Here is a 17,672-nt window from a genome sequence, read left to right as displayed (position 1 = left end):
GGCCGGTGACGGCGTCGGGGTGGATGCCGTGGTGTTGCCAGAGGGCGGCGAGGGAGATCATGACGGCGAAGAGGACGGGTTGGAGGACTTCGATGTGGTCGAGTCCGGGTGCGTCGTCGTTGCCGCGTAGGACGTCGGTGAGTGACCAGTCGACGTAGGGTGCGAGTGCGGTCTCGCATGCGGTGATTCGGTCGGCGAACACGGGTGAGGTGTCGAGGAGTTCGCGTCCCATGCCGGCCCATTGGCTGCCCTGTCCGGGGAAGACGAACACCGTCTTGCCGCGGTGGCCGACGATGCCCGTGACGACCCCGGCCCCCGGCTCGCCCGCGGCCAGGTCCGCGAGGCCAGTCAGAAGACCGTCGCGGTCCTGTGCGACCACCACCGCTCGCTGATCCAGAGCCTCTCGCCCGGTCGCGAGGGTGAACCCGACATCCCTCAACGAGAGGTCGGGGCGGTCCGTGACGAACGACCGCAACCGCTCCGCCTGTTCACGCAGTGCCCGCGGGTCGGAGGCGCTGAGGACCAGCGGAGGCGCGTCGGAGGCCGCTGCCGTACTCGGGACCGGCGTACGGTCCCCGCCGAGGTCCCCGCCGAAGTCCCCGTCCTCCGGCGTGTGTTCGAGGATGACATGGGCGTTGGTCCCGCTGATCCCGAAGGAGGAGACGCCGGCCCGGCGAGGGCGGTCGACCGGCTGCCAGTCCACGGGTTCGGTGAGCAGGGAGACGGCACCCGCGCTCCAGTCGATGTGCGGGGAGGGTTCGTCCACGTGCAGGGTGCGGGGGAGCACCCCGTGGCGCATCGCCATGACCATCTTGATCACGCCCGCGACACCCGCGGCGCACTGTGTGTGCCCGATGTTGGACTTCACCGAGCCCAGCCACAACGGGCTGTCCTGCGAGCGTTCCCGGCCGTACGTCGCCAGCAGCGCCTGCGCCTCGATCGGGTCGCCCAGCCGGGTCCCCGTGCCGTGCGCCTCCACCGCGTCGACGTCGGCAGGGGTGAGCCCGGCGTCGGTGAGGGCCTGACGGATGACGCGCTGCTGCGCGAGGCCGTTGGGCGCGGTGAGGCCGTTGCTCGCGCCGTCCTGGTTGATGGCGGATCCGCGTACGACGGCCAGGACCCGGTGTCCGGCCCGGCGGGCGTCGGAGAGGCGCTCCACCAGCAGCATGCCCACGCCCTCGGCCCACCCCGTGCCGTCGGCAGCGGCCGAGAAGGACTTGCAGCGGCCGTCCGGGGACAGCGCCCGCTGCCGGCTCAGCTCGACGAACATGCCCGGCGTGGCCATCACGGTCACCCCGCCGACCAGGGCCATCGTGCACTCGCCGGTCCGCAGCGCCCGGCCGGCCATGTGCAGCGCCACCAGCGAGGACGAGCACGCCGTGTCGACGGTCACCGCGGGGCCCTCCAGGCCGAGCGCGTACGCCACCCGCCCCGACGCCACGCTGGGTGTGCCACCCGTCAGGAGGTAGCCCTCGGTTCCCTCGGTGCCCTGGTGCAGCCGTGGGCCGTAGTCCTGGAACGTGGTCCCGACGAACACGCCGGTGCGAGAACCGCGCAGTGACCCGGGCGCGATGCCGGCCCGCTCCAGCGCCTCCCACGACGTCTCCAGCACCAGCCGCTGCTGCGGGTCCATGGCGAGGGCCTCGCGGGGGGAGATGCCGAAGAACTCGGCGTCGAACTCGGCGGCCCCGTCGAGGAAGCCGCCCTCGCGCACGTAGTTCTTCCCGGTCCGCGTGGGATCGGGGTCGTAGAGGGCGTCCATGTCCCAGCCCCGGTCGGCGGGAAATCCGGAGATCGCGTCGCCGCCCTCGGCCACCAGCCGCCACAGCTCGTCGGGCGAGGTCACGCCGCCGGGGAAGCGGCAGGCCATGGCCACGATCGCGATCGGCTCGTCGGCCGTGGCCGGGGTCGCCGGTACCTCGAGCGCGTCCGACGGTTCACCGCCGAGGACGAGCGAGCGCAGGTGCTCCGCCAGCCGGGCCGGTGTCGGGTGGTCGAAGAGGAGCGACGGCGCGAGGGCGAGCCCGATGGCCCGGGTGAGCCGGTCGCGGAGCTCGACCAGGGTGAGCGAGTCGAAGCCCAGCCCCTTGAAGGTCGTGCGGGCGTCGATCTCGTCGGGTGTGTCGTGCTCCAGCACGGCCGCGACCTGGGCACGGACGAGGTCCAGTACGGTGCGTTCCTGATCGGCCGGGCCCAGTTTCTCAAGGCGCTGCCGCAGGGGCGGGGTTCCGCTCCCGTCGGTGCCGGGCCGGCGGTCCGTCTCCTCCGGCGCGGGCGTCGTGGCGTACGACACTACGGTCGGCGTCTCGGCGTCCGTGGGCCGGGCGATCCAGTACCGGCGGCGCTGGAAGGCGTACGTCGGCAGGTCGACGCGCTCGGCGCCGCAGCCGTCGTAGAACCGCCGCCAGTCGACGGACACCGCGTGCACATGCAGCCGGGCCAGTGCTCCGGCGATCGCGCGGATCTCCGGTCGCGAGCCGCGCAGCACGGGTACGAAGGCCGTGTCCGCCGAGGTGACGCAGTCCCGGGCCATCGAGGTCAGGACGCCGTCCGGGCCGAGTTCGACGAACGTGGACACGCCCGCGGCCTCGAGGGCGCGCATCCCGTCGTGGAAGCGGACGGCCTCGCGCGCGTGGCGCACCCAGTAGTCCGCGGAGCAGATCTCCTCGGCGCTCGCCGGACGTCCGGTGAGGTTGGACACCAGCGGGGTGTGCGGGGCGTGGTACGTCAGCCGGCTCGCGGTGTCCCGGAACGCGTCGAGCATGGCGTCCATGCGGGGGGAGTGGAAGGCGTGGCTGACCTGGAGACGCTTGGTCTTCCGGCCCTCGGCCCGCCAGCGCGCGGCGAGTTCGAGGACCGCGTCCTCGTCACCGGCGACGACCATGGACGTGGGTCCGTTGACCGCGGCGAGCGACAGCCGCGCCTGAAGTCCCGCGAGCGCGGCCCGTACGTCGGCCTCGGTGGCCTGTACGGCCACCATGGCGCCGCCCGGGGGGAGTTCGCCCATCAGGCGACCGCGTGCGGCCACCAGTGCGCAGCTGTCCTCGAGGGACAGCACGCCGGCCGCGTGCGCCGCCGCGAGCTCGCCGATGGAGTGCCCGAGGAGGAGGCCGGGGGCCACACCCCAGTGCCGCAGCAGCCGGTACAGGGCCGTCTCGACGGCGAACAGGGCGGGCTGGGTGTACTCGGTACGATGCAACAGTGCTGCCTCGGGCGTGCCTTCCGCCGCGAACACCACGTCCTTCAGGGGCAGTTGGTGTCCGAGGTGGGCGTCGAGCACGGCGCACACCTCGTCGAACGCCTCGGCGTAGGCCGGGAACGCCTCGTGCAGCTCGCGCCCCATTCCGGCGCGCTGGCTGCCCTGCCCGGAGAAGAGGAACGCCGCCTTGCCGTGCAGCGGTTCACCCCGCACCACCTGTGCGGAGGGCTCGTCGGCCGCCAGCGCGTCCAGCGCGGACAGGACGCCGTCCCGGTCGGTCGCGAGCAGTACCGCGCGATGCTCGAAGGCCGTACGGGTCGTCGCGAGCGAGTGGGCGACATCCAGCGGCCGGACGGCGGGCGCGGAGGCCACCGCGGCGCGGAGCGTACGGGCCTGGGCGTACAGTGCCTGCTGGGTGCGGGCCGAGACGGGAAGCAGCAGCACCGGGCTCCGGGGTGTCGGCGGTTCGGTGTCCCGGTTCGCGGGCCGCCCGAGTGGTGCCGGCTCGGACAGGACCAGGTGGCAGTTGGTGCCGCCCATGCCGAAGGAACTGACGCCCGCGACCAGCGGGCGCTCCTCCCGGGGCCAGGACTCCAGCTCCGTCTGTACGCGCAGGTTCAGCGTGTCGAGGGGGATGTCGGGGTGGGCGGAGACGAAGTTGAGGTTCGGGACGAGGTGCCGGTGGCGCACGCACAGCACGGCCTTGATCAGGCCGGCGATGCCCGCGGCACCCTCCAGGTGCCCGATGTTGGTCTTGGCCGATCCGACGCGTACCGGAGTCCCGGTGTCCCGGAACACCGCGCCGAGCGCGGCTGCCTCGACCGGGTCGCCGCGCCGGGTGCCGGTGCCGTGCAGCTCGACGTACTGCACCTCGGCCGGGGTGACGCCGGCCCGCTGCTGGGCGAGCCGGACCACCTGTTCCTGCGCCGTCGGGCTGGGCACGGTGAGCCCCTCGGTGGCTCCGTCGTTGTTGACCGCGCTGCCGCGGATCACGCAGTACACGGAGTCACCGTCGGCGAGGGCCCGGGCGAGCGGCTTGAGCACCACCAGGCCGCCGCCCTCACCGCGCACATACCCGTTGGCCCGCGCGTCGAAGGTGAAGCAGCGTCCGTCCGGGGACAGCCCGCCGAAGCGCTCCTGCATGAGCGAACTGCCGGGCACCAGGTTGAGGTTGACCCCGCCCGCCACGGCGAGCGTCGACTCGCCGTGCAGGATGCTCTGGCAGGCCTCGTGCACCGCGACCAGGGCCGAGGACTGCGCGGTGTCCAGCGTCAGACTCGGGCCGGTGAGGCCCAGCACGTACGAGAGCCGGTTGGCGATCATGCCGCGGTGCAGGCCGGTGGCGGTGTGGCGGCCGATCGCCGGCTCGCCGCCCTGGCGGGTCAGAGCGGCGTAGTCGTCCCAGATGGCGCCGACGAACACGCCGGTCGTCGTGGCCGCGAGATCGGCCGGCACGATACCCGCGTCCTCGAGGGCCTCCCAGCCGAGCTCCAGCACGAGGCGCTGCTGGGGATCCATGGCCGTCGCCTCACGGGGCGCGAGTCCGAAGAACGACGCGTCGAAGCCGCCCACGTCGTCGAGGAACGCACCCCATCGCGCGCCCGGGTCCGCCGCGCCCTCGGCGAGGGTCCAGCGTTCCTCGGGGACGCGGGTGACCGCGCTGACGCCGTCGCGGAGCAGCCGCCAGTACGCCTGTGGGTCGGGTGCCTGCGGAAAACGGCAGGACAGGCCGATCACCGCAATCGGCTCGTGCGCTGACACGTTCTCCTGCGTGCGTGCCGCGGAATCCACATGCCCTCCCGCATTCCCCGTACTCGGAAAGTCCGACGGACCTGGAAAGACCGAAGAAAAGAAGCGCGCTCCGCAGAAAAACCGATGAGCACGCCTGCTCGGAGCCTAGGAGGGAGCGGATCGGTGGACCAACCCCTAACCGTCGGACGCCGACTCTGGGGGAGATAGGGGGAAGGTCAGGGGTGGGCTGCCGACCTGCTGTTTCGTAGCGTAACCCCGCATAACCGGGCTGCCTCCCACATCGATCCCCCTGCTTGTTCTCCCCGTCCCAACGGTCCATTGACGAAAGGACTCATGGGCATGGCACAACAGCGTTTCTCCACGGTCGCGGTGGTCGGGCTCGGCATAACGGGCTCCGCTCTTGTCGCATTACTGGCGCGCGCCGGGCACCGGGTGATCGCGGTCGATGTGGGCGAGAAAGCCCTGGAACGCGGTCGGACGCGGACGGCAGACGCCGACGGCATCGAGTTCACCACCCGCTTCGCCGACGTCTCCCGCGCGGACCTGGTCATCGAGGCGGTCCCCGAACGAGCCGAGCTGAAACGGCAGATCCTCGCCCGGGCCCACGAAGTGTGCCCGGGCGACACCGTGTTCGCCACGACCACCTCGTCCCTGTCCGTGACCACCCTCGCCTTCGAGTCGGGACGGATGACGAAGACGATCGGTCTGCACCTCTTCCCCACAGCCCCGGAAGGCGGTGCGGGCGCGGTCGAGCTGATCGCCACCCCCGTCACGCCGCGGGCACTGGCCGACGACGTCCGTGACTTGCTCCACGGCCTCGGCACCACCGCCGTGTGCAGTACCGACAGCCCGGGTTTCGTCGGCGGAGCCCTCGCGATGCTGTACCTGAACGGCGCCGCCACCATGTACGAGCAGCGGTACGCCACGAAGGAGGGCATCGATACGGCGATGACCCTGGGCTGCGGACTGCCCCTGGGCCCGCTGGCCCAGCTCGACGCCATGGGGCTCGACACCGCGCACGCCACCCTGGAAGTGCTCTACCAGCGCACGGGCGACCGCAGTTATGCCCCCGCTCCCGCCCTGTCCCACAGGGTCGCGGCGGGGCTGCTGGGCGTGAAGTCGGGGCGGGGCTTCCACGACTACGGCGGCGAGACGGGCGGTGCCGAACGGACGGCGGGCCCGGCGGCCCCACCGCGCAGGGTCCACACCATCGGCGTCGTCGGCTCCGGCACCATGGCCACCGGCATCGCCGAGGTCTGCGCCCGCTCCGGGCACCCCACGACCCTGGTCGCCCGCAGCGAGGTGAGGGCGAAGGAGGCGCTGGCGGCCGTCGGGCGCTCGTTGGATCGCCAGGTCCGCCGCGGTCGGCGGACCCCCGAGGAGCTCGCCGCGACCATGGCCCGGCTCAGTGGCGCGTCCGCTTTCGAGGCACTCACCGACTGCGACCTCGTCGTGGAGGCCGTCGCCGAGGATCTCGCCGTCAAGCGGGGTGTGTTCGCCGAGCTGGACCGGGTGTGCCGGCCGGGCGCGGTGCTCGCCACCTCCACCTCGAGCCTGCCCGTCATCGAGTGTGCGACCGCCACCGGGCGCCCGCAGGACGTGCTGGGCATGCACTTCTTCAATCCCGCGCCGGTCATGAAACTCGTGGAGGTCGTCCAGACGGTGCTGACCGCTCAGGAGACCGTGTCCACCGCACACGCGGCCGCCGCCGCACTCGGGAAACGTCCCGTCGACTGTTCGGACCGGGCCGGCTTCATCGTCAACGCCCTGCTCTTCCCGTACCTCAACCGGGCGGTGGGCATGCTGCGCGAGGGGGTGGCCACCGCCGACGAGATCGACACGGTGATGACGGCCGGCCACGGATTCCCCATGGGCCCCTTCCACCTGCTCGACGTGATCGGCCTCGACGTCTCGCTGGCCATCCAGCGCACCCTGCACCGCACCTTCCGCGAACCCGCGCTCACCCCGGCCCGCCCGCTCGAGCAACTCGTGGAGGCGGGCTACCTGGGCCGCAAGACGGGGCGCGGGTTCCGGTCGTACGACAGCGTGTAGCCGATGTCGTCGCACGAGTGGCCCAGCGCGGCATCATCGTCGCGCCGGGCCACTCCTGCCCTGTCCCTCGGGCTTACCGAGGTGCCGTGCGGAACCGGTTGAGGGCCGGGAGGTGCCGTTGCCGCGTCTCCTCGTCGCGTACGCCGAGTCCCTCGGTGGGAGCCAGGCACAGGACGCCGACCTTGCCGCTGTGCCGGTTGGCGTGGACCTCGCGCGTGGCCTCACCCGTCGCCGCGAGCGGGAAGACGGTGGACAGCGTGGGGTGGACCATGCCGCGCGCTATCAGCCGGTTGGCCTCCCACGCCTCCCGGTAGTTGGCGAAGTGACTGCCCACGATGCGCTTCAGCGACATCCACAGGTACCGGTTGTCGTACTGGTGCTGGTAGCCGGCCGTGGACGCGCACGTCACCACCGTGCCGCCGCGGCGCGCGACATAGACGCTGGCACCGAAGGTCTCCCGGCCCGGGTGCTCCACCACGATGTCCGCGTCCTCCCCGCCCGTCAGCTCCCGGATCCGGGCGCCGAAGCGCCGCCATTCCCGGGGATCCTGGGTGTCCGGGTCCTTCCAGAAGCGGTAGCCCTCGGCGGTCCGGTCGATGACGAGCTCGGCGCCCATCGACCGGACCAGCTCGGCCTTGCGCGGGTCGGACACCACACAGACCGGTATCGCCCCGCCGTTGAGGGCGAGTTGGGTCGCGTACGAGCCGAGTCCGCCGCCCGCGCCCCAGATCAGCACCACGTCGCCCTGCTTCATCCCGGCGCCGTTGCGCGAGACGAGCTGCCGGTACGCCGTGGAGTTGACCAGGCCGGAGGAGGCCGCCTCCTCCCAGGTGAGGTGGTTCGGCATCGGCATCAGCTGGTTGGCCTTGACGAGTGCAAGCTCGGCCAGGCCGCCGTAGTTGGTCTCGAAGCCCCAGATCCGCTGCTCCGGGTCGAGCATCGTGTCGTCGTGCCCGTCGGGAGACTCCAGCTCGACGGACAGACAGTGGGCCACCACCCGGTCACCCGGCTTCCAGCGCCGCACCCCCGGACCGGTGCGCAGCACCACCCCGGACAGGTCCGAACCCAGCACATGGTACGGCCGGTCGTGGCGGGCCGCGTCCGGGCCGGAGCGTGCGTAGCGTTCCAGGAAGGAGAAGGTGGGCAGTGGTTCGAAGAGGGCGCTCCACACGGTGTTGTAGTTGATCGCACTCGCCATGACGGCGATGAGCGCCTCGCCGGGCGCGGGCAGCGGGGTCGGCACCTCCTGGATGTGCACGGACTTGCGCGGGTCCTTGTCCGCGATCGCGAGCCCCTCGAACATGCCCACCTCGTCCTTGCGGACCACCGCCCCGCGATAGTGCTCCGGCACGGGGAGAGCGGCGAAGTCCCGGTCGACCGCGTCCTCGGACAGTACGGCACTGATGATCTCTTCCACCCTGGTCCCCCTATGTGGCGATGGACTGGCAGTCGCTCTCGTGCAGGCTGAACTGGAGGTCGGGCGGCAGCTGCTCACGGCGTGAGATCTCCAGCTTCCGGTAGACCCGGGTGAGGTGCTGTTCCACCGTGCTCACGGTGATGTAGAGCTTGGTCGATATGTCACGGTTGGTGTAACCGCAGGCGGCCAGCGCGGCAACGCGCCGCTCCGACTCGCTGAGCTTCCCGGCGGCGGAAGCGGTGGGCTGTTCGGCCGACCAGCTCTCCTGCCCCGGCCTGGCCTGGGCGGGAACGGACTGCCGAGGGCCTTCCCACGCCGTGACCCCGCACTCCAGGGCCATGTGCCGGGCCCGGCGCTTCGCCGCCGCGGCACGGGTCGTGTCGCCCAGCGCCTGCTGCGCGTCACCGAGGGCGTCCAGGACACGGGCCATCTCCAGCCGGTCCCCGGAGGCCTGGATCGCCTCCAGCGCCTTGGTCAGCAGCCGAGGACGCAGCTTGGCATCCACGGTCATCGCGCGCAGCCGCAGGGAGACCCCCCGCACTCGCGAGTTGACCACGTCCCGCATCTGGAGCTGGTCGGTGATGAGCCGCTCCGCCTGCTCCGGGTCGCCCAGTTCCAGCCAGGCCTCGGCGGCGTCCGTGCGCCACGGCAGCAGCGTCGGCCGGTCGGCCCCCCAGCGCACGGCGAGTCGGCCGGCGTCGAGGAAGTCGCTGAGCGCCGCGTGCGCCCGGTTGGAGGCGAGGTAGTAGCGTCCCCGGGCGCGCAGATAGCGCAGGCCGTAGACGTTCTTGAACAGGGCTTCCGGCACGGACTGGTTGAGCCGTCGCGCCGCGGACTCGTAGTCGCCCATCGCGGTGTGCGCCAGCACCAGGCTCGAGATGGGGCCGCCGATGAAGAACGGCCCGCTGTGCTCCGGCACCGCGTCCAGCGCCTGGCCGGCGTACGCGGCGGCGTGGGTGAGCCTGCCCTGGTGCAGTGCGATCTCGGCGCGCAGCGAGGCGAACAGCACCTCCCAGCCGGGAGCGCCGCGCCGCTTGGACTCCGCGAGGAACACGTCGCACCAGTTCTCCGCGAGGTCCACGCGGTCGTGATGGATGAGCGACTTGATCGCGGTGATGACGGCCGTGAGCGTGGTGTCCGTCAGCGGAGACACCTGGAGGAACCGTTCGATCACCGCGGGGGAGGCGGGGTCGTGCCGTCCGGGGTGCAGGCTCAGCAGCCTGGCGTGACGTTCCTGCGTCGGCGGAGTGTCCTGCGCCGGCGCCGGGAAGTGGACGTCCCACTCCCACAGGTCCATGATCTCGGTGTCCGTCGGCAGGGCCCGGCCGTGGCCGGCCAACTCATGGAGCCGGCCCAGGGCGTGCCGTGCCTCGTCGAGGCGGCCATGGGCGACCAGCAGATTGGCCAGCGGGGTGATGAACGGCGTCGGCAGGAGCCCGGACCACAGCGCGGACAGGGACTGCGAGAGATACGGATCCTCCGCTGTGGCGGGGTTGACGCGCCAGGTGACGCAGGCGAGTCGGACCGTGATCTCGGCCCGGGTCCGTGCGTCCGTGCAGCCGTCATGGGCGAGTTCCAGACAGGCGATCGCCTCCCGCGCGCGGTCGGCGGCGAGCGCTTCCTCGGCCGCGCCCTTGAGCGCCGTGACACCCCAGGCGTCCACGGTGTCCCCGGCCGCCAGCAGGTGTGCGGCGACCTCGCCGACGGGCGCGCCGTGCCGGTGCAGCAGGGTGGCCGCCCTGAGGTGCAGGGTGCGTCGGTCGGCGGGGGTGAGGCTGTCCAGCACCGCCGCTCTGGCCAGGCAGTGGCGAAACCGGCGGTTCTCGGTGATGCCGGTGCCGTCGAGGGCGTGCTGGGCCTGGACGAGGTCCGCCGCCGACAACCCGGCGAGTGGCCCGAGTAACTCGCGGTACTCCGACTCGCCCAGGATGGCCAGTGCGGTGGCGGCGTCGCGCATACGAGGGCCGCCCCGGTGCAGGCAGGTCAGCACGGCCCGGCTGAACGAGACGCCGGGCTCGGCGCGTTCACCATCGGCGCCCGGGAACCAGTGGGCGGCCAGCTGGTCCTCGACGAGGGCGCGCAGCAGCAGCGGGTTGCCGCCGCTGGCGGCGTGCAAGTAGGCCGTCAGCTCCGCGTCGGCATCGACATCGGGATGCGCCAGGAGCATTCCGGCCACGCCGACGAGGGACAGCGGACTGAGCCGGACCCGCCGGAAATTGTGCTGTCGCAGCAATTCGGTGTCGAACGTGGGGTCTTGAGGCACCCACGACAGCGACTGGGCGAAGAGGGTCAGAATGCGGCTCTTGCGGTTGTGGCCGACGAGATGGAGGAGACAGTGCAGCGAGTCGACGTCCACGTGATGCACATCGTCGACGCTGACCACCACAGGAACACGGCTGGCGATATTCCGTACCAGCGCGGAGAACTGCGCGTGATCTCCCCGGCCGAGGTCGGCGAGGAGGCGCTCGCGCGCGCGATCGGGAAACGATGGACAGTCGATGAGCTGGCGCACGACACCCAGCGGTGTGCCGCTGGCGGACAGTGATCCCACGGCGTGCAGGACCAGGGCGCCGCGGGCGGCCGCGTGCTCGCCGATCCACTCGAGCGCCGTGCTCTTTCCACAGGCCACCCCGGCTTCGATGAGGGCCGTCCGGGACTCACCGGACACCACGTCGTCGAAGGCGGCCTGAAGAGCATGCCAATCTGTTCGCTGTTCGAAGAATTCCATGGCAGAGAAAAGAACCCCCGATTTTTCGGCCGGCCTGACACTTCAGATCCGGCTGTTTCCCGGCGTGCACTCCTCATCTTTGCCTCACGCACGGGCTTCCTCGGATTGCGCATGGCACACAGTGGCTGGAGAACCGACGGAATGGACTCCCGAGAGGTTCGTTTTTCGTCAGCCGTACGACAGGCGGATGGTTCGACGTGCGGCTGCCGTAAAGGGATGCTATGTCAGTCGACGCCGGAGCCGGGGGAGGCGGCCCGGAGCCTTAGGGGTCGATAAGGGTAGGGGTAGGGGGTGGCCTTTTGCGGGCAAAGGGAACGCTTGAGCATCGTTCCGGCGCTGGTGGCCGGACCGTGACGACGCTGTGGGCCATGTGAAGATTTGGCGTGTTTCTGGCGCCTGCGGAGCGGGAGTCCGCGTGACGTCAGTCGCTTCCCTCCCGGTTTTGCCAGCGTTCCAGCATCTCCGACAGTTCCTTCTGCATGAACTCGAAAAAGGGTAGCGTCGCCGCGAGTTTGGCCCCGGCCGGGGTGTCCCGGCCGAGCGCGTCGATACCTTCGCGCAGGCTGTCCTCCCAGCGGGCGAGTTCGCGGTCGCGGCGGCGCATCAGCTCGTACCAGACGTTGCCCTCCACCCGGAAGCGGTCCTGGCGGGCACCCGGTTCGCGCTCCCGGATGGCGAGGTTCACCTGGGTCAGATAGCGCACGGCCCCGGAGATGGCGGCCGGGCTCACCTGGAGCTGTTCGGCGAGTTCTCCCGCGGTCAGGTGGCCGGAGTCCGAGGCGAACAGCGCCACGAAGACCCGGGCGGGCATGCGGGGGAAGCCCGCTTCGGTCAGGGCGCCCGCGAAGCGCTCGATGAACTTGAGCACGGCCCCCTGGTCACGGGCCTGTGCGGGCTTGTCGGTCACCCTGCGTCGCCTCCTCGGGTCGTTGTGTACGGCTGAGAGTTTACATCATTCATTGACTTCACGAATGTGTGAAGCTAATGTCACATATGAAATGTGTGGCACGTCAGAAACAACCGAAGGATGGATGCCGACATGAGCGTCCCAAGTGCCCGACGGTGGTGGGCTGTAGGCGCCCTCGCCCTCAGTGCGCTGGTGGTGGGCCTGGACACGACGGTGCTGAACGTCGCCCTGCCCACGCTCGCCACTGATCTCCAGGCCTCGACCAGCCAGCTCCAGTGGTTCGCCAATGCCTACAATCTGGTCTTCGCGGCGGTGCTGCTGCCGGCCGGACTCTCCGGCGACCGCTTCGGTCGCAAGAAGCTGCTCGTCGCGGCACTGGTCCTGTTCGGCGCCGCCTCCGTCGGCTGCGCCTACTCCGGCTCCACGGACGCCCTGATCTGGTGGCGGGCCCTGCTCGGCCTGGGCGCCGGCTTCATCTTCCCGCTGTCGCTGTCCGTGCTCCCCGTGATGTTCGACGACGAGGAGCGGCCGAAGGCCATCGGCATGGTCGTGACGGCGAGCGCGCTCGGACTCCCGCTCGGCCCGATCGTCGGCGGCTGGCTGCTGGACAACTTCTGGTGGGGTTCCGTCTTCCTCATCAACGTCCCGATGGTGGCCATCGCGATCGTCGCCGTGATGCTGCTCATGCCCGACTCCCGCAGCCCGGAGCCCCCGGGACTCGACCTGGTCGGCGTGCTGCTGTCGAGCGCCGGCCTCGCCGGCGTGACGTACGGCGCGATCGACGCGGGCGAGAAGGGCTGGGGGGACGGTACGACGCTCACGATGCTGATCGGCGGCGTGGTCCTCGTGCTCCTGTTCGTGGCCTGGCAGCGCCTGCTCGGTGCCCGGCCGGGCGGCAAGCCGCTGGTGGACCTCTCCCTCTTCAAGTCGCCCGCCTTCACCTGGGGCGCGATGATGGCGACCGTCGTGTCCTTCGCTCTCTTCGGCCTGCTGTTCACCGTGCCGCAGTACTACCAGGCCGTCCTCGGTGCCGACGCGCTGGGCACCGGCCTCAGGCTGCTGCCGATCATCGGCGGCATCATCGTGGGCGCCCGGGTGGGCGGCAAGGTCGCGCCCAAGGCGGGCGCCAAGGGCCTGATCTCCACCGGGTTCCTGTTCATGGCGGTCGGCCTGTTCATGGGCTCGGTGACGGACACCGGCACCTCGTACGGGTACGCGGCCACCTGGATCGCGCTCGTCGGCCTCGGCACGGGTCTCGCCCTGCCGCTGGCCGTGGACTCGGCGCTCGGCGCTCTGCCGACCGAGCGCAGCGGCGTGGGGTCGGCCGTCATCCAGACGGTCCGTCAGGTCGGCGGCACCGTCGGCGTCGCGATCCTGGGCACGGTGCTCACCAACGCCTACCACAGCCAGCTGGAGGTCGGCGCGATCCCCGCCCCGGCCGCGGCCGCGGCACGGGAGAGCGTCTCCGCCGGCGTCGTCGTCGCCCAGAAGCTGCACTCACCGAGCCTGCTCTCCTCCGTACAGGACTCCTTCGTCCACGGCATGAACGTGATGCTGATCGTGTGCGGCGCGATCGCCGTGGTCGGCACGGTGCTGGCGGTCGCCTTCATGCCGCGGCAGCAGGAGCGCGCGAATCGGGGCGGGGACGCCGTCGCCCACTCCGACGCACAGGCGGGGGGCGCGCTCTAGCGAGCCCCTGTCGACTGCCGACGGTCCGGCCGGAATCCCCCGACGGTCGGACCGTCGGTGCCTTCCGTGGCGTCGTGCACGAAAAGTTAGGGGTTACCCGCCATCCGCTTCCTGGTTAGCCTCGCCGCGAGGTGTTCGGAACTTCCTGGAGCGGGGGCAGTCGGTTGAGCACATCAACGGTGGACAACGGCGCGTGGATACGGCAGTACCGCACGGCCTCGCCGGGGTCGCCGCGCCTCGTGTGCTTCCCGCACGCCGGAGGCTCCGCCAGCTTCTACTTCCCCATGGCCACCGGACTGAGCCCGGACATCGACGTCCTCGCGGTGCAGTACCCCGGCCGGCAGGAGCGCAGGCACGAGCAGCCGATCCAGGACATCCGCCGCCTGGCGGACCGTGTCACCGAGGCTCTCGCCCCCTGGCGCGACGAGCCACTGCACCTGTTCGGGCACAGCATGGGCGCGGTCGTCGCCTACGAAGTCGCCCTCCGCCTACGGGAGTCGACCGGCTCCGACCCGGCGGCGCTGTACGTCTCAGGCCGCCGCGGGCCGGCCACCCGCCGTACCGAGACAGTGCATCTCCGCGACGACGAGGGTCTCGTACGCGAGCTGAAGTCGCTCGCCGGGACGGACGCGGCGCTGCTCGCCGACGACGACCTCCTCGCCATGATCCTGCCGGCGCTGCGCGCCGACTACCGCGCGATCGAGACCTACGAGCACCGCCCCGCGGCCCCCCTGTCCTGCCCGGTGACGGTGCTGGTGGGCGACAGCGACCCGAAGGTCACGCTCGCCGAGGCCGAGGCCTGGCGTCAGCACACCGCCGGCGATGTCGACCTGCGCGTGTTCCATGGCGGCCACTTCTACCTCACCGCCCACCAGGCGGACGTCCTGAAGCTGCTCCGCGACCGGATCGGGGCCTGACACGACGCAGGCCCCGGTTGTCGGTGTCAGCGGGCGGATACGGCATCCGCGTCCCAGCGCACCAGGGCGGTGCCGATGGACATGCCTCCGCCGAACCCCGCGAGCAGCAAGGTGTCCCCGTCGCCGAGGAGTCCGCCGCGCCGCGCAGCGTCGAGAGCGAGCGGTACGGACGCCGCGCCCGTGTTGGCGTGCTCGGCCACCATCAGGTGCGTGCGCGCGCGAGGCAGGCCCAGCAGGGGCACGACCTCCTCCAGCATCGCCCCGTTGGCCTGGTGCGGCACGAAGTGGTCCACCGCTTCCGGGGCGGTGTCGCACACGGCGAGCAACCGCCCTATTCCGGCGGGCAGTTCGGCCATGACGAAGTCGCGTACGGCACGCCCGCGCATCCGGAACCAGTGCTCGCCCGAGGCGAGCGTCTTCTCCGAGGCGGGCTTGCGGCTGCCGCCCGCGGGGACACCGATCATGTCGTGGTGCTCGCCGAAGCCGGTCAGGTCCGATCCGACGATTCCGTACCCGTCCCGCACCGGACCGAGCACCACCGCCCCGGCCCCGTCGCCGAACAGCACCGCCGTACGCCGGTCGGAGGGATCGATGATCCGCGAGTACACCTCGGCACCCACCACCAGGCCGTACCGCGGGACTCGTGTCGCGTCGGCGGCCAGCAGGGCGGCCACGACGACCAGCGCGTGGACGAACCCGCTGCACACGGCGTTGACGTCGAACGCGGCCGCCCCCGTGGCACCGAGGCGGTGCTGCACGAGGCTCGCGGTGGGCGGCTGCGGGTGATCGGGGGTCGACGTCGCCACCACGATCCAGCCGAGGTCCGCGGCCTCGACGGCGGCGTCGGCCAGGGCGGCCGTGGCGGCGGCTACGGCCAGGTCGGAGGTCGCCTCGTGTTCGGCGGCGTACCGGCGCTCCCTGATCCTCGTCTTGCGTACGATCCAGTCGGCCGTCACGCCGGCCTGTTCGGCGACGACGGAGTTGGACACGGTGGCGACGGGCAGGAATGAGCCGGTCCCGCGAATGCCGATGCCGGATGGTCCCCGTTGAGCGGTCACAGGCTGCTCCCAGTCGATGGTCCACGCGGGCCCGAGCGCCCTTCCGAGGGTAGGAATCGGCGGCTTGGGCCGGTAACCCCTAATGTGCGCAGGCGCCCCCTTATCGCCGTGCGATGGATGCGGTGGGCACCGGCACGCCGCGCAAGGCCGCAGGTCGGCGAAGTGATCGTCTTGCGAGCTTTCAGAGGCGTGTCGCGGCCTCGACGAGGCCGGCGACGGCTCGGGACCGGCTGTGCGGCGGCCATGCGATCACTGTCGTGACCGTCGGCGCGTCGAGCACCGGTACGGCGGCGAGATCGTCGCGCAGTTGGGCCCGGCAGGACTCCGGCGCGATCCAGCAGGCGCGGCCGAGCGCGATCAGCTGGAGCAGCTGCGTATGGTCGCGGGCCTGCGGTCCGGGGCCGTCCGGGTACGTACCGTCGCGGCCGGGCCAGCGCGGCATCGGCAGGCCGGGCAGGTCGGTGACGTCAGCCATCCGCACGTGGGTCCGGCCGGTGAGGGGATGCCCGGCCGGCAACACCACGACCTGTCTCTCCGTGCAGAGTTCCTCGGTGTCGAAGCCGGCCGTGGTGTCGAACGGCAGGTGCAGCAGAGCCACGTCGGCCCGGCCGTCGCGCAGCATTCGTTCCTGCTCGCCGATTCCGCACAGGAGCAGATCCACGGTGACCGCATGGGGTTCTGCGGCGTAGGCGTCGAGCAGTTCGGCCAGCAGTTCGCTGGATGCGCCCGCCTTCGTGGCAAGGACCAGGTCGGCGTGGCCGGTCGCGGCGAGGGCGGCACGGCGAGTACGACGCTCGGCGGCCTCGACCGCGTCCAGCGCCGCCCGGGCCTCCCGCAGCAGCACCGACCCGGCCCCGGTCAGGGTGACCGTGCGGCTGGTGCGTTCCAGCAGTGCCGCCCCGAGGCGCCGTTCGAGCTGGTGGATCGCCCGCGACAGCGGCGGCTGCGCGATCCCGAGCCGCTGCGCGGCCCTCCCGAAGTGCAGCTCCTCGGCGACGGCGACGAAGTACCGCAACTCCCGTGTCTCCACACCGTGATGCTAACTGGCCCCACCCGGGGATCGATACCCGTGAGGTATCGCTGCCCACCCGATCGGTGTTGGCCGCATGCCGCCGCGCCCGGAGAGGATCAGCCGTATGAACGAACAGACGATCGCGCTGGTGACCGGCGCGAACAAGGGCATCGGGTACGAGATCGCGGCCGGTCTGGGCGCCCTCGGCTGGAGGGTCGGGGTCGGCGCCCGGGACGAGGAGCGGCGCGAGGCCGCTGTGGCGAAGCTGCGGGCGGCCGGCGCCGACGCGTTCGGCGTACCGCTCGACGTGACCGACGACGCGAGCGTGACCGCCGCCGCCGGGCTGATCGAGGACCGCGGCGGACGCCTGGACGTGCTCGTCAACAACGCCGGGATCACCGGCAACGCGCCACAGATGCCCACCACGGTCGACCCCGCGACGGTGCTGGCGGCCGTGGAGACCAACGTGATCGGTGTCATCCGCGTCACCAACGCGATGCTGCCGTTGCTGCGCCGCTCGGCGTCGCCACGGATCGTGAACATGTCCAGCAGCGTCGGCTCCCTCACCCTGCAGAGCACTCCCGGCGCCGAAACGGGCCCGATCGCCGTCGCCTACGCGCCGTCGAAGACGTTCCTCAACGCCGTCACCGTCCAGTACGCCAAGGAACTGCGCGACACGAACATCCTGGTCAACGCCGCCTGCCCCGGCTACTGCGCGACCGACCTCAACGGTTTCCGCGGCGTGCGCACCCCCGAACAGGGCGCGGTGATCGCGATCCGGCTGGCGACCCTGCCCGAGGACGGCCCGACGGGCAGCTTCTTCGACGACGCAGGGGAGGTGCCCTGGTGACCCGCATACCGGTGAAGGACATCGACGCACCATCGACCGCTCCGACGCCTCGGCTCGCTCGACGACGTCGACGCCCTGCGCGGTGAGAGAC

The 17,672-nt window shown here is 71.4% G+C and carries 10 protein-coding genes; 4 read left to right on the top strand and 6 right to left on the bottom strand.

Annotation, left to right across the window (positions count from 1 at the left end; genetic code table 11):
* A partial coding sequence (locus ACH47Z_RS38850; protein WP_399082610.1) for a beta-ketoacyl synthase N-terminal-like domain-containing protein occupies positions 1 to 4,960 on the bottom strand: 4,960 nt, incomplete at its 3' end.
* Between the two features lie 330 nt (positions 4,961 to 5,290).
* On the opposite strand from ACH47Z_RS38850, the gene ACH47Z_RS38845 reads away from it, so the two are divergent.
* Positions 5,291 to 7,003 carry a 3-hydroxyacyl-CoA dehydrogenase family protein gene (locus ACH47Z_RS38845; RefSeq protein WP_399082607.1) on the top strand — a complete coding sequence of 571 codons (1,713 nt, stop codon included), beginning with the start codon at positions 5,291 to 5,293 and terminating at the stop codon, positions 7,001 to 7,003.
* Positions 7,004 to 7,076: 73 nt separating this feature from the next.
* Here ACH47Z_RS38845 and ccrA read toward each other — a convergent pair whose 3' ends face one another.
* The 3 genes from ccrA to ACH47Z_RS38830 form a co-directional block, all read right to left on the bottom strand.
* Entirely contained in the window at positions 7,077 to 8,420 is a 1,344-nt protein-coding gene (ccrA, locus tag ACH47Z_RS38840) for a crotonyl-CoA carboxylase/reductase (protein ID WP_399082604.1), read from the bottom strand.
* Positions 8,421 to 8,430: 10 nt separating this feature from the next.
* Positions 8,431 to 11,148, bottom strand: coding sequence for a LuxR C-terminal-related transcriptional regulator (locus tag ACH47Z_RS38835; protein WP_399082601.1), 2,718 nt, complete (start codon positions 11,146 to 11,148; stop codon positions 8,431 to 8,433).
* A gap of 421 nt (positions 11,149 to 11,569) precedes the next feature.
* Complete coding sequence (locus ACH47Z_RS38830) at positions 11,570 to 12,055, bottom strand: GbsR/MarR family transcriptional regulator (RefSeq protein ID WP_399082598.1); 486 nt, start codon at positions 12,053 to 12,055, stop codon at positions 11,570 to 11,572.
* 132 nt (positions 12,056 to 12,187) lie between these two features.
* On the opposite strand from ACH47Z_RS38830, the gene ACH47Z_RS38825 reads away from it, so the two are divergent.
* Positions 12,188 to 13,744 carry an MFS transporter gene (locus ACH47Z_RS38825; RefSeq protein ID WP_399082595.1) on the top strand — a complete coding sequence of 519 codons (1,557 nt, stop codon included), beginning with the start codon at positions 12,188 to 12,190 and terminating at the stop codon, positions 13,742 to 13,744.
* A 164-nt stretch (positions 13,745 to 13,908) separates the two neighbouring features.
* Positions 13,909 to 14,661, top strand: a complete 753-nt coding sequence (locus ACH47Z_RS38820; RefSeq protein WP_399082592.1) for a thioesterase II family protein — start codon at positions 13,909 to 13,911, stop codon at positions 14,659 to 14,661.
* 26 nt (positions 14,662 to 14,687) lie between these two features.
* Here the strand turns inward: ACH47Z_RS38820 and ACH47Z_RS38815 are convergent, their stop codons facing one another.
* Together ACH47Z_RS38815 and ACH47Z_RS38810 are read right to left on the bottom strand one after the other, a co-directional pair.
* On the bottom strand, positions 14,688 to 15,719 hold the full coding sequence (locus ACH47Z_RS38815; protein ID WP_399082589.1) for a 3-oxoacyl-ACP synthase III family protein: 1,032 nt from the start codon (positions 15,717 to 15,719) through the stop codon (positions 14,688 to 14,690).
* A gap of 181 nt (positions 15,720 to 15,900) precedes the next feature.
* Positions 15,901 to 16,749: a LysR family transcriptional regulator gene (locus ACH47Z_RS38810; protein ID WP_399082586.1), complete on the bottom strand. Its 849-nt coding sequence runs from the start codon at positions 16,747 to 16,749 to the stop codon at positions 15,901 to 15,903.
* A 106-nt stretch (positions 16,750 to 16,855) separates the two neighbouring features.
* Here ACH47Z_RS38810 and ACH47Z_RS38805 point away from each other — a divergent pair, with 106 nt between their 5' ends.
* On the top strand, positions 16,856 to 17,581 hold the full coding sequence (locus ACH47Z_RS38805) for an SDR family oxidoreductase (RefSeq protein ID WP_399082583.1): 726 nt from the start codon (positions 16,856 to 16,858) through the stop codon (positions 17,579 to 17,581).
* Positions 17,582 to 17,672: the final 91 nt, after the last annotated feature.

Source organism: Streptomyces sp. NPDC020192, assembly GCF_044388685.1.
Taxonomy (GTDB): domain Bacteria; phylum Actinomycetota; class Actinomycetes; order Streptomycetales; family Streptomycetaceae; genus Streptomyces.
Note: the sequence above shows the minus strand (reverse complement) of the source record. Positions and strands in the feature narration are given on the sequence as shown.

Coding starts and splice junctions, on each gene's coding strand:
- ACH47Z_RS38825 (WP_399082595.1), top strand. CDS start 12,188: ATGAGCGTCCCAAGTGCCCGACGGTGGTGGGCTGTAGGCGCCCTCGCC.
- ACH47Z_RS38835 (WP_399082601.1), bottom strand. CDS start 11,148: ATGGAATTCTTCGAACAGCGAACAGATTGGCATGCTCTTCAGGCCGCC.
- ACH47Z_RS38845 (WP_399082607.1), top strand. CDS start 5,291: ATGGCACAACAGCGTTTCTCCACGGTCGCGGTGGTCGGGCTCGGCATA.
- ACH47Z_RS38805 (WP_399082583.1), top strand. CDS start 16,856: ATGAACGAACAGACGATCGCGCTGGTGACCGGCGCGAACAAGGGCATC.